Origin of the sequence: Neolewinella sp., from assembly GCF_965214665.1 — a bacterium.
GTDB lineage: Bacteria > Bacteroidota > Bacteroidia > Chitinophagales > Saprospiraceae > Neolewinella.
This window is the reverse complement of the sequence record NZ_OZ243970.1, coordinates 1031030-1043406: the sequence shown is the minus strand read 5'-3', so window position 1 is coordinate 1043406 and position 12377 is coordinate 1031030. Positions and strand designations below refer to the sequence as shown.

Sequence of the window (12377 nt, the reverse complement as noted above, 5' to 3'; positions counted from 1 at the left end):
GTCAAAATGTCAGACTACAGACAGTGGGTACGGCCGGTGGTGTGTCACTACCGTTGACTACTTTTGCCGCTTAACCACCTTGCCCTATGGCCACGGCCCCCTCTCCCGCAGTAAATGCAGACGTAGCTAAGCAACTCGGGCTAACCGCCGAGGAGTTCGACCGGATCGTGGAGATTATGGGCCGGACCCCGAACTTCAATGAGCTGAGCATTTTCTCCGTGATGTGGTCCGAGCACTGCTCGTACAAGAACTCCATCAGGTGGCTTAAAACGTTACCCCGCGATGGCGAACGGCTGCTGGTGGGTGCCGGGGAGGAGAATGCCGGACTAGTGGACATCGGCGATGGACTGGCCTGCGCCTTCAAGATCGAATCCCACAACCACCCCTCAGCCATCGAGCCCTACCAGGGGGCGGCCACCGGGGTAGGGGGCATCCACCGGGACATCTTCACGATGGGTGCCCGGCCCATCGCCTCCCTCAACAGTCTACGCTTCGGCGATCCGCAACTCGCCCATACTAAGCACCTGGTGGCCGGCGTGGTCAAGGGGATCGGTGACTACGGCAATTGCTTTGGCGTCCCGGTCGTGGGTGGCGAGGTCTACTTTCACCCCAGCTACAACCAGAATATCCTGGTCAATGCGATGTCGGTGGGTATCGTACGGGTAGGACAGACGGTATCCGCCTCGGCCGACGGACCGGGTAATCCGGTCTTCATCGTAGGCTCAGCCACGGGGAAGGACGGCATCCACGGGGCCACCTTCGCCTCGGCCGATCTGACCGAAGACAGCGCTCAGGACCTGCCGGCCGTGCAGGTAGGTGACCCCTTCCAGGAAAAGCTTTTACTGGAGGCGAGTCTGGAGGTGATCGCCACGGGAGCCGTAGTCGGTATGCAGGATATGGGAGCGGCCGGTATCACCTGCTCCACCTCCGAAATGAGCGCCAAGTCCGGCACCGGTATGCGCATCGATCTGGACCGGGTGCCGACCCGTCAGGCTGACATGAAACCCTGGGAGATCCTACTGAGTGAGAGTCAGGAGCGGATGCTAATTGTGTGCCAGCACGGTCGGGAGGCGGAGCTACAGGCCGTATTTGACAAGTGGGACCTGGAGTGTGAGCAGATCGGCGAGGTGACCGATACCGGCAGGTTGGAGTTCGTGGCGGGGGGCGAGGTGGTGGCCGATGTGCCGGCCGAACCCCTGGTCCTCGGTGGGGGGGCTCCGGTGTACGAGCGGGAGACCCGGCGACCTCGGTACCTCGACCGAGTAGAGGCCTTCGACCTGACCTCCGTACCACTTCCGTCGGACCTGCGCACCGCCGCCCAAACCCTCTTTAGGGCGCCAAGCCTGGTGAGTAAGCAGTGGGTGACCGAGCAGTATGACGGCACGGTGCGAACCAACAGCGTGACCGAGGAGCAGCCCGCCGCCGCCGCCCTGGTGCGGGTGAAGGGGACCACTAAGGCCCTGGCCGTAACTACGGACTGCAACTCCGCCTACGTGTACGCCGATCCCTACGTGGGTACGATGATCGCGGTGGCCGAAGCAGCGCGTAACATCGTGTGTGCCGGTGGGGAGCCGGTAGCGATCACCAACTGCCTGAACTTCGGCAATCCGTACAATCCGGAGGCGTTCTACCAGTTCGTGCACGCCATCAAGGGAATGGGGGAAGCCTGCCGGGCCTTCAATACACCGGTGACCGGAGGGAACGTGAGTTTTTATAACCAATCGCAGTACGAGGACGGTCGCACCGAGCCGGTATACCCTACACCGACCATCGGGATGCTGGGCGTGGTAGATAACATCAAACGTACCATGACCCTGGGCTTTAGGGATCAGAACGACGTAATCTACCTGGTAGGAGAGAGCCACGATGACCTGGGCTCATCGGAATACTTACGTGCCGTTCACGGGGTGGAGCACAGTCCGGCACCCTACTTCAGGCTGGAAGAGGAGATCAAATTGCAGCGTGCCATTCTGGCGTTGATTCGCGGGCAGCACGTCAAAAGTGCACACGATGTCAGTGACGGGGGGTTGTTTCAGACCCTGTGTGAGTCGGCCATCGCGGGCGGACACGGCTTTACCGTAGAGACTGACGCAAACTTCCGTAAGGATGCTTACTTGTTTGGCGAGGCGCAGGGTAGGGTAGTAGTGAGCGCGGACGAATCGCAGACGGCCGGCCTGGAGGAGGTGCTGCACGAGCACGGCGTCGTGTTCCGGGTCCTGGGGCGCGTGGAGGGGGACGATCTGACGGTAGACGGGGAGGATTGGGGGCAGCTAATGGAGTGGGAGCTGCGCCACAGTCAGACCCTGGGTATGATCCTGGAGGGCTAGGGTCAACCAAAGGGGCGAGCAACGCTTTTTTTACCCAAAGGACTTCTGCCTATGTACCGCCTGCTTATTCTTCCGCTCTGTGCGCTACTTACCGTGTTGGCTTCTTGTACCCCGGATGGGACGAGTTCTTCCGGCGGAACCACCATCAGGGTGCAGCTGGCCCAGGCTGGTGGTCTGTCCGCAAACCTAGACCGTATCACCATTGGTGGGGAAAAGGAGATGCTCAAGAGCACAACCATCGATGAGCGGGGTAACTTTAGCTTTACTTTTCCACAGGCGCTGCAAGGTGGGCTCTACCAAATCAGGGTGGGAGCACAGAAAGCCACCTTTGCCCTGGAGTCTGCCGATTCGGAAGTAGATATTACGGGGGAGCTCGCCAGCTTCAGTAATTACGACGTGGAGGTGGGTGGCAGTGCGGCAGCCACCGAAACGGTACGGACGATGCAGCAACTGCAACAGCTAGGGGAGCTGGCCGAGTTCCAATCCCTAGTAGACGACGTCAAAAATCCCTACACCGCCGCCTTTGTCACCTTCAATGCCCTGCTGCGCGCCGGCGAGCAGGCCCTGCCGATCCACGAGGCCGTGCTCGAGCGGCTACCAAAAGATGCGGACAGCTATACGACCTACTCCACCTACATCAATCAGCTGAAGCAGCAACTGGCCTTTCAGAAAGCCCAGCAGTTGATCAAGCCCGGACAGCCGGCACCGGATTTGAAACTGCCCGGCCCGGATGGCAAGCTGGTATCGCTTTCCGACCTGAGGGGCCAGGTGGTGCTACTTGACTTTTGGGCGGCTTGGTGTGGGCCCTGCCGGCGCGAAAACCCCAACGTGGTGAAGGTATACGAGCGGTACAAGGACCGGGGCTTCACCATTTACAGCGTGAGTCTTGATGGGGTGCGGCCGGAGCAAGCGGCGCGCTTTACACCGGAAGAGCTTGCGGAGGCGACCGAAAACCAACGGCAGAAGTGGGTGGACGCCATCGCGCAGGACGGCCTCACTTGGCCGCACCATGGCAGTGAATTAAAACACTGGGGAGGAGAAGCCTCGGCGAAGTACGGCGTGCAGGCCATCCCGGCCACCTTCCTGATCGACCGCGATGGCAACATCGCGGAGATCGGACTACGGGGGGCCGCTTCAATCGAGCAGGCGCTACAGCGGTTGCTTTAAATTAGTGAGGTGCCGGCTGCTAGTCGGACCGGATAGCACTCACAGTCAATGGCGTAGGTAGCCCGGTAGGCGTCGGTTACCGTCTGCAGTACGTCAGCAAGACGATCTTCGCGGACCAAATTGAGGGTACATCCGCCAAAGCCACCCCCCATCATACGGGCGCCGGCTACTCCATCCAGGGCGGTGGCGGCGCGCTGTAGAAAGTCTAACTCCTCACAACTTACTTCATACTCATCGCGCAGTCCGGCGTGGGTGGCATTAAGTAGCCGGCCGAGCTTGTGGCTGCTGCCCGCCTCCAGGGCGGTGACCGCGGAGCGTACCCGCTCATTTTCCTCAATGACGTAGTGGGCCCGGCGGTAGGCGACCTCATCAAGTTGACCGCTCACGGCTTCCAACTCTTCCAGCGTAGCCGCGCTCAGGTGGGTAGTTTCCGGCGTCCGTTGTTGGATGGCGGCAAGCGCACGCTGACACTCGGCTACCCGCTCGGCGTAGGCCCCGTCGCTGAGGTCGTGGGAAACCATAGAATTGATAAGCAGCAGGGTGTAATCAGTGAGTGCGTTCTTCACCGGCTCGAATTCCAGGGTATGGCAGTTGAGTACGATTGGTCCGGTGGCCAGGCCGTTGAGGCTGGCAAACTGATCCATGATGCCGGAGGGAATGCCAAGGAAGGTATTGCTGGAGCGTTGACACAACTGAGCTAGCTCCGGGCGACTTAACTTCGTGTTAAGTAACTCATTGAGCAGGAAGGCCATACCTCCCTCGAGGGCCGCACTGCTACTGACTCCGGAGCCGCTGGGAAGATTGCCCCCAAAGACGACTTCTAGGCCGGGAAGAAACTGCCCCTGATCCTGATACTGCACGCCGATGCCGGCCAGGTAGTTGACCCATAACTCCGGGCTCGGACCTTCAATTGGTAGGGAGAGGGTATGTTGCTCGCAGAGGTCGATGGCATGTAGGCGCCACTCGGGAGTAGATAGCGGCCTGGCCACGAAGTAGATGGCCTTGTCGATGGCGGCCGGCATCACTAGTCCGCCGGTGTAATCGACGTGTTCCCCAATGAGATTGATACGACCCGGGGAGCGCAGCCGAACCGTCCAAGCCCCGGAGGCTACCGGAAGCGATGCCAGGTAAGCAGTGAGGTGGGGGGGAAGGGTGGGGGGGGTGCTATGCTTCACCCTCGTCCATGGTGTGGAAGACGTTGGCGACATCATCGTCCTCCTCCAGCATGTCGATCAGGCGGATGACCGCCTCCGCTTCATCGTCGGAAAGTGTTTTGGTGTGACTGGGCAGGCGTACTAGCTCAGCACTATCCACCTCGATGTTGCGCCGCTCGAGCTCCTGCTGGAAGCGGCCAAAATCTTCGAAGGCGGTGTAGAAAGTTACCTCGTCCTCGTCCTGTTCCATGCCGTCGAGACCGACATCAATCAGTTCCAGTTCGAGCTCCTCCAAATCGTCCTTGATTGCGCCGCGCTCGACCCGAAACTGCCCCTTACGGGAAAACATGTAGTCCACCGACCCATTGACGCCCATGCTACCGCCGTACTTAGAGAATACGTGGCGGATGTTGGCTACCGTACGGTTGTTATTGTCGGAGGTAGCTTCCACGAGGATGGCGATACCGTGCGGACCGTAGCCCTCAAAGGTGACCTCGTCGTAGTTGGTGGAGTCCTTATCGGTGGCGCGCTTGATGGCGGCATCTACGTTGGCCTTGGGCATATTAACCGCCTTGGCGTTGGCGATCGCTAGGCGCAGGCGGGGGTTATAATCGGGGTCAGGGCCGCCTTCCTTGATGGCAATGTTGATCTCCCGTCCTACCTTGGTAAAGGCCTTGGCCATACCGGCCCAGCGTTTCATCTTGCGGGCCTTCCGGTATTCGAATGCGCGTCCCATGCAGTGTCTAAATTTTGCGCAAAGATAAACTGTGGACCCGGGCCGGCGGTGTAGTCTCACCTACATTGACACAAACTCCACAACTTCTAACCCATAGCCCTCCAGTCCGATGCGGGTCTTGGGAGCATTGCTGAGTACGCGGAGTTTGGATACCCCCAGATCGCGTAGGATCTGGGCGCCGATACCAAAGTCACGCTGCTCCTCGCTACGGGGATCGGTGGGGTGGGCTGACTTACCGTCCTGCATACGGCTCTTGAGCAGACGGAGTCCGGCGATGATGTCGTTGGCATCCTGGTGGGGGCGCATAAAGAGCAGGATCCCCTTACCGGCCTCGGCAATTTTTTCGAGTGGACCGTGCAGTCCGGTGCTGTAACCGCTCAGTAGGCTGTGTAGGAGATCACGGCTGCTGGTGCTGCTGTGCACCCGGGTGAGCACGGGCTCGTCCGGTAGCCAGTCGCCGTGGGTGAGCGCCAGGTGGACATCCTCGTTGGTGGTCTGTCGGTAGGCCGTGAGCCGGAAGGGGCCGTAGCGGGTGTCGAGGTCCATCGTGAACTCTGCCTCCACCAGCCGCTCGGTGCGCAGGCGGTAGGCGACCAGGTCCTCGATGGTGATGATCTTGAGCTGGTGCTGCTCGGCCAGGCGGATCAGATCGGGTAGGCGGGCCATGGTGCCGTCCGGCTTAAGAATCTCGACGACCACGCCGGCGGGGAAGAGATTGGCCATGCGGGCCAGGTCAACGGCGGCCTCCGTATGACCGGTGCGCCGCAGCACACCACCCTTGACGGCACGGAGCGGAAACACGTGTCCCGGGCGGGCAAAATCAGAAGGCCGGGCGCTACGCTCGGTGAGCCGCCGGATGCAGGTAGCCCGGTCGTAGCTACTGATGCCGGTGGTGCAGCCGTGGCCGATCAGGTCGATGCTGACCGAAAAGGCCGTCTCGTGGATGTCGGTGTTGGTGCTTACCATCATGGGCAGGTCGAGCTCGTCGGCGCGGCGCTCCTCGATGGGCGTGCAGATGAGTCCGCGGCCGTGGGTAGCCATGAAAGTGATGATCTCCGGGGTGATGCGCTCGGCGGCACAGATGAAGTCGCCCTCGTTCTCCCGGTCCTCGTCGTCGACGACAATGATGAGCTTGCCGGCGCGGATATCCGTGATGGCCTCCTCAATGGTGTTGAGTTTGGCCCGTATTTCACGGCGGTCCGTTAGGGCGGGGGGGGAGTCGGGAAGAGGGTTGCCAGACATTGGAGTGGATTCCGGTGAGGTAGCGCGCAAAACCCACCAGCAGGGCGGCGTTCATCGCCAGAAAATAGTGCAGGCTGCGCAGGGGGGCAAGGTGAACTCCGCACCGGCTAAGCGCTCCGTCGAGCAGTACGGTCAGCAGCGTCATTCCTACCGCTGTTGTCAACAGTAGCCCCGCCCAATAGTTGCCCCCCGCCCGGTACAGCAGCAGTAGGCAGACGGCTAGTAACAGCAGAAACAGCGGGGTCAACCACCGCAGTATTTTGTGACTGAATAGCGCAAAGGCCAGTGGCCCACGGTGGGGTGGCCACCACAATTCGGAAAATTCTACGAGGTTCTGCCAGTTGCCGCTGCCGATGCGCACCTTACGGCGAAATTCTTGATCGAGCCGCTGGCCCACCCCTTCGTACACCACCGCCCGCTCGCTACTCAGGCCCCTCCAGCCGGCCCGGTAGGCGCTCATGCAGAGGTAAAAATCGTCGACCAGGAAATTATCCGGTACCGGCGTGAAGGCTTCCGCCCGCAGTGCCCAGCAGCCGCCGAAGGGACCGATGGGGTAGCCCAGTACCTGACCTTCTGCCTGCTTGATGGCTACCTCGCGGTGGATATAGGCTTCCTCCGTGCGGCCAATGCCGGTGACTAGCGCTCCGGTGTGGACCATGCGGCTGTCCACCAGGCCGAGTTGCGCGTCGGCAAGAAGCGGACGCACCAGCTCGGTTATCGTATTGCTGCGCAGCATGACGCTCGCATCGGTGAGGATGAATACGGAGTGATCGCCGGCCGCCTGCCGCGCTAAGCGATTGATCGTACCCGGTTTGCCAAGCCGGTGGTCGTTTCGGCTATAGTATAGGTGTTGATTGTCGGCAAAAAAGGCAAACTGCGCCATAATACCGGCGGTGGCATCGGTGCTCAGGTCATCCCCGATGTAAAAGTCCAGTCTACCGGCATAGTCCTGTCCGGCCAGGGTATCCAACTTTTCTCTAAGCACAAGGGCTTCGTTGTGCACCGACATCAGTACCGCTACCGGGGGCCAGTCTACCGGGTCGGGGGTAGGGGGGGAGGGGGAGTACCTTGCAGCCTGCCGCAGGATCCACCAGGGGTAGAGCAGGTAGGTATGCACAATTGCAAGTGTACCTATTCCGACCGTACCGATGAGAACCCACTGCACCCGGTAAAGGTAACGGCTACCTATCAAGGATAGCCCTGCCGTCGAAAACGATCGTTTGGTAACGCTCCACAGTCACTAGTTCTGCACCATTGCGGTACGATTTGCCAGCACGTCTACGCAGTTCAGGTCGGTGAAGGCCTGCCTCAGCCGCTCTACGAAACTGACCTCTGCACTACGTACCCAAACGCGCGGGTCGTAGAATTTTTTGTTGGGCTTATCCGTACCGTCGGGGTTACCAATCTGCGCCTGCAGGTAGTCCCGCTTGCCGGCCTCGTACTTGCGCACCCCATCCCAGTAGGCCCACTGTAGATCGGTGTCGATATTCATCTTGATGGCCCCGTAGCCGATCGCCTCGCGGATATCCCCCTGGCTTGAACCCGAACCGCCGTGAAATACGAAATGGATAGGGTCCTTATCGACGCCGAGCTTTTGCTTAGCGTACTCCTGGGAGTTTTTGAGGATTTCGGGTCGTAGGGTTACGTTCCCCGGCTTGTACACCCCGTGTACGTTACCGAAGGCCGCGGCAATGGTAAACCGATCGCTGATGGCATTCAGCATTTGGTAGCTCTCAAATACTTCTTCGGGTTGGGTGTAGAGGCGGTGGCTTTCTACCCCCGAGTTGTCGACGCCATCTTCCTCCCCGCCGGTCACGCCGAGCTCGATCTCGATCGTCATACCGATCTTAGCCATCCGCTCGAAGTACCTGGCGCTAATCTCCAGATTTTCCTCCAGCGGCTCCTCGCTCAGGTCGAGCATATGGCTAGAGTACAGCGGAAAACCGCGCTTGGCGTAAAACTTCTCCCCGGCCTCGAGCAGTCCGTCGATCCAGGGAAGCAGTTTCTTTGCGCAGTGGTCGGTGTGCAAAATGACCGGCACGCCGTAGACCTCGGCCAGCGTGTGTACGTGCATAGCCGCGCTGAGTCCGCCGGCGATCGAGGCCTGCTGCTGGCCGTTGTCCAACCCCTTCCCGGCGTAAAACTGTGCCCCACCATTGCTGAGCTGAATGATTACAGGGCTGTTTACCGCTCTGGCGCACTCCAGCACGGCGTTGATCGTACTGCTGCTGGTCACGTTTACCGCGGGCAGGGCATAGTTGTTGGCCTGAGCGTGATTGAATACTTCGGTTACCTCATCACCGTAAAGTACACCGGCGCGGAAACTGGGATTAGCCATAGCAGAATGGGTAGTTAGTACGGGCGCAAAGAAACGAAAAGCTAGACAATGTAGTCGGCACGCCCCGGGGGGATGATGCCCTTGGACCGCCCATCGGCTAAAAAGTACTCCACGGCCGCCAGGCCATCCTTACCCAACTTCAGCGTATACTCATTGACGTACAGTGCAATGTGCTTGCGTCTCACCCCGGCATCCATCTCCTGCGCGTGCGCGCGAACGTACGCGGCACTGGCCTGCGGATGGTCGAAGGCGTAGCGCACCGAGCGCATCAGTACCCGGTCGACGCTTAGCTGCACCTCCCGCGGCAGATATCGCCTTACGGTAATCCCCCCGAGCGGGACGGGTAGCCCCGTAGTGTCCTCCCAGTACGTACCGAGATCGGCAATCTTACGTAGTCCGCGCTTTGCGTAGGTGAACCGGTTTTCGTGAATCAGTACACCGGCGTCATAGACGTCCTCCAGCACCAATCGCTCGATATCACAGAAAAGAACCGCCTGTTTCCGGGTGACTTGCGGATAGGCAAGCCCCAGTAAATAATTAGCCGTGGTGTATTTTCCGGGGATGGCCACCCGGCTGTCCCTAGTTACTCCTCCAAAATTTTCTTTTTTTACTACTAATAATGGACCAACGCCTCGTCCCAGTGCACTACCGCTATGCAGCAGCCGATAGGTGTCCGTGAGGTACCCGAAGGCATGGTAGCTCAGCTTTGTCACGTCTAGTTCCGCCCTGAATGCCCGCTCGTTGAGTTCCTCCACATCTGCTAGCAGCACGTCGAATTCGAGCCCCTCGGTGTCAATCCGGCCGTGGACCAGGGCGTCGAAGATGTAGGTATCATTCGGGCAGGGACTGAAGCCAAGACTAAGTTTCATGGGCGGGGTCGCGGGTGCAAGCGGGGCGGAGGGGGTTAGGAGAGTGCCGGTAAATTATATCGTTACTTCGCGCTACCGTTTGCTCCCCCTAAAGACACTTCCATGCAACTCCAGGTTTTGTACGAAGACAATCACCTGCTGGCGGTCAACAAACCGGCTGGCTACCTGAGTCAGGGCGACGAGACGGGTGACGTAACGGTGATGGACCTGGCCAAGGAGTACATCAAACTGCGGTACGACAAACCCGGGGAGGTGTTTCTAGGCTCCATCCACCGGCTGGACCGGCCGGTCAGCGGAGTAATTTTATTTGCCCGCACCTCGAAGGCGCTCTCGCGGATGACGCAAGTATTTCGCGACCGCAAGGTGACCAAGACCTACTGGGCAATCGTTGCCGAACAGCCGAGCCCCATCGAGGGGCGGCTCACCGGCTACATTTACAAAGACGCTAAGAAGAACCTCAGCAAACTATTACCTAAGGCGAATAGCAACCGCCACCAGGGGGCCAAGGAGGCTGTGCTCGACTACAAGTTGCTCGGTCGCATAGGTACCAACGTGCTCCTCGAGGTGCGTCCACTTACGGGCCGGCCCCACCAGATCCGGGTGCAACTGGCCCAGCAGCTCGACTGTCCCATCCGCGGCGACCTAAAGTACGGATTCCGCCAGCCCAATGAAGACGGGAACATCAACCTCCACAGTCGTAGCCTGGAGTTCTTACACCCCGTAAAGAAGGAGCAGGTTAAAATAAAGGCCGAACCCCCACGGGACGATCAAATCTGGCAGTTGTTTCGGAGTATCGAGTAGCTCATAAGTTGTTGCTCGCGCCACGTGCCGCCGCCAGGGGGTCGGCGTTACGTAGCAGTCGCAGAGCCTGCTGGACGGTTTCATCCTCCTGATTGTACACCCGGAAGTACGCCGCCGCCCCAAAGAGCTGGCGTGCCATGCGCGCGCGAAAAAAGAGGGCCAGCTCGCGCTGCAACGCCGGGCTAAGCACCGTCTCTACATTACCGTACTCCTTACGGGCAAGCGTGGTCAATCCAGCGACCACCTCCTGCATGTCGGGTCGGAACGATCGGCGAAAGGCTTCCAGCTCGGTGAGCTGTTTTACCTCCGGATGATGGCGCAGGTAGCGGAATACATAGGTAGGCACCTGCTGACGTAGTTGGAGGAAATTTTCCTGGTTTAGGCTACTATCGAGGGGCACGTAGTGATCGGGGGTGATGCCTCCCCCGCCGAAGACCGGGTGTCCGCTATCGGTATAGAATATCTGGGAGCTATCGACGGCAACGGCGGTGCGGCCGGTGAGTTCTCCGCTTTCGTAGCGGCGATTCAGGTCGCTTCGGTAGTCTTCCCCCCCCCCACCGTGGTAGTCCCGCTGAATACTGCGGTCGCTGGGCGTGTAGTAGCGCGCAACGGTCAGACGCAGCGCGCCACCATCACTGAGGGGATACTGCTCCTGCACCAGTCCCTTGCCAAAGGTGCGCCGGCCTACTACGATGCCGCGGTCGTGATCCTGTACCGCCCCGGCCACTATTTCGCTGGCGCTGGCCGAGCCGCCGTCGACCAGAATAGCTACGTTCTGAATGTTGTACCGGGCCCGGCCACTGCTTTTGTAGGACTGCCGACTGGAACTTCTTCCCTGGGTGTACACTAGGAGCACGCCGCGCTCCACGAAAAGCTCGCTCAGAACCTTAGTGGCCTCCTGTAGGTAGCCTCCCGGGTTACCGCGTAGGTCAATAATCAGGTGCTTGGCCTGCGCTTGTTCGAGGTGTTCCTCCAGCGCATCCATAAATTCCGTATAGGTGGTCTTACTGAAGCGGTTGATGCGCACGAAGGCAATGTCGGGGTCGATGGTATAGGCCGCATCCACGCTCGTGAGCGGAATGCTGGCCCGGCTGACGTTGAGGGAAATTAGTCCATCCTCCGAATCGCGACGCAGGCGAATGCGCACTTCGCTACCCTCCGGCCCCTGCATTAGGCTGGCGGGATCGAGTTGTTTTTCCGTTACGTTGGTGACCAGGCTATCGTCAACGTAGATGATCTGATCGCCCGAACGGACGCCGGCAGTCTCGGAGGGTCCTCCGGGTAGGGCGCTTACCACGGTGATGGTATCATCAATCACCAGGTACTCAATACCAATGCCCTTAAAATTACCCTCCATATTATCGTTGAGGGCCTGTAACTCGTCGGCGGCGATGTAGCTGCTGTGGGGATCCAGATTGCCTAGGACCGCATCAATGGCCGCGCGGTACAACTTTTCGGCATCGGGTTCATCGACGTAGCGGGCCTCGATGTAGCTAAGCAACTGCTCGACCCGGCCGTTGCCGTTACCGGGCTGGCCACTCGGGTTACCTCCCAGGGAGATGAGCGGGGCATCGCTGTTTAATACGTATCCTACCACCAGCCCCACGGCAAGCAGTAGGCTGTATACCAGAGGAGTCCAGATTGTAGCGGGGCGGTTTTCCATACGCGAGCACAAGGTGCGAAGATACCGCATAGTTTAGCCGCCCCGCTGATTGTTTGGTTATTTTGGCCCCCCCAGCAGCT

Annotated in this window: 10 protein-coding genes; 3 read left to right on the top strand and 7 right to left on the bottom strand. The window is 59.7% G+C overall.

Annotated features, from left to right (window positions below; all coding sequences use genetic code 11):
* Positions 1 to 86: 86 nt before the first annotated feature.
* Complete coding sequence (gene purL, locus ACOOHD_RS04695) at positions 87 to 2327, top strand: phosphoribosylformylglycinamidine synthase subunit PurL (protein ID WP_420460412.1); 2241 nt, start codon at positions 87 to 89, stop codon at positions 2325 to 2327.
* Positions 2328 to 2378: 51 nt separating this feature from the next.
* Positions 2379 to 3494, top strand: coding sequence for a peroxiredoxin family protein (locus ACOOHD_RS04690; protein ID WP_420460411.1), 1116 nt, complete (start codon positions 2379 to 2381; stop codon positions 3492 to 3494).
* Here ACOOHD_RS04690 and galK read toward each other — a convergent pair.
* The 6 genes from galK to ACOOHD_RS04660 all read right to left on the bottom strand — a co-directional run bounded on the left by galK (position 3491) and on the right by ACOOHD_RS04660 (position 9833).
* Complete coding sequence (galK, locus tag ACOOHD_RS04685) at positions 3491 to 4669, bottom strand: galactokinase (protein WP_420460410.1); 1179 nt, start codon at positions 4667 to 4669, stop codon at positions 3491 to 3493. The two genes, ACOOHD_RS04690 and galK, sit on opposite strands and share 4 nt — an antisense overlap.
* Positions 4659 to 5384 carry a YebC/PmpR family DNA-binding transcriptional regulator gene (locus ACOOHD_RS04680; protein WP_420460409.1) on the bottom strand — a complete coding sequence of 242 codons (726 nt, stop codon included), beginning with the start codon at positions 5382 to 5384 and terminating at the stop codon, positions 4659 to 4661. Before ACOOHD_RS04680 ends, galK begins: the two co-directional genes overlap by 11 nt.
* Before the next feature lie 60 nt (positions 5385 to 5444).
* Entirely contained in the window at positions 5445 to 6626 is a 1182-nt protein-coding gene (ribB, locus tag ACOOHD_RS04675; RefSeq protein WP_420460408.1) for a 3,4-dihydroxy-2-butanone-4-phosphate synthase, read from the bottom strand.
* Entirely contained in the window at positions 6574 to 7743 is a 1170-nt protein-coding gene (locus ACOOHD_RS04670) for a glycosyltransferase (RefSeq protein ID WP_420460407.1), read from the bottom strand. Before ACOOHD_RS04670 ends, ribB begins: the two co-directional genes overlap by 53 nt.
* Positions 7744 to 7866: 123 nt before the next feature.
* Entirely contained in the window at positions 7867 to 8964 is a 1098-nt protein-coding gene (gene fbaA, locus ACOOHD_RS04665; protein WP_420460406.1) for a class II fructose-bisphosphate aldolase, read from the bottom strand.
* 41 nt (positions 8965 to 9005) lie between these two features.
* Positions 9006 to 9833, bottom strand: a complete 828-nt coding sequence (locus ACOOHD_RS04660) for a menaquinone biosynthesis family protein (protein ID WP_420460405.1) — start codon at positions 9831 to 9833, stop codon at positions 9006 to 9008.
* Positions 9834 to 9935: 102 nt separating this feature from the next.
* Between ACOOHD_RS04660 and ACOOHD_RS04655 the strand changes: the two genes are divergently transcribed.
* Positions 9936 to 10634, top strand: a complete 699-nt coding sequence (locus ACOOHD_RS04655) for an RluA family pseudouridine synthase (RefSeq protein WP_420460404.1) — start codon at positions 9936 to 9938, stop codon at positions 10632 to 10634.
* A gap of 1 nt (position 10635) precedes the next feature.
* Here the strand turns inward: ACOOHD_RS04655 and ACOOHD_RS04650 are convergent, their stop codons facing one another.
* Entirely contained in the window at positions 10636 to 12297 is a 1662-nt protein-coding gene (locus ACOOHD_RS04650) for a S41 family peptidase (protein ID WP_420460403.1), read from the bottom strand.
* Positions 12298 to 12377 lie beyond the last annotated feature (80 nt).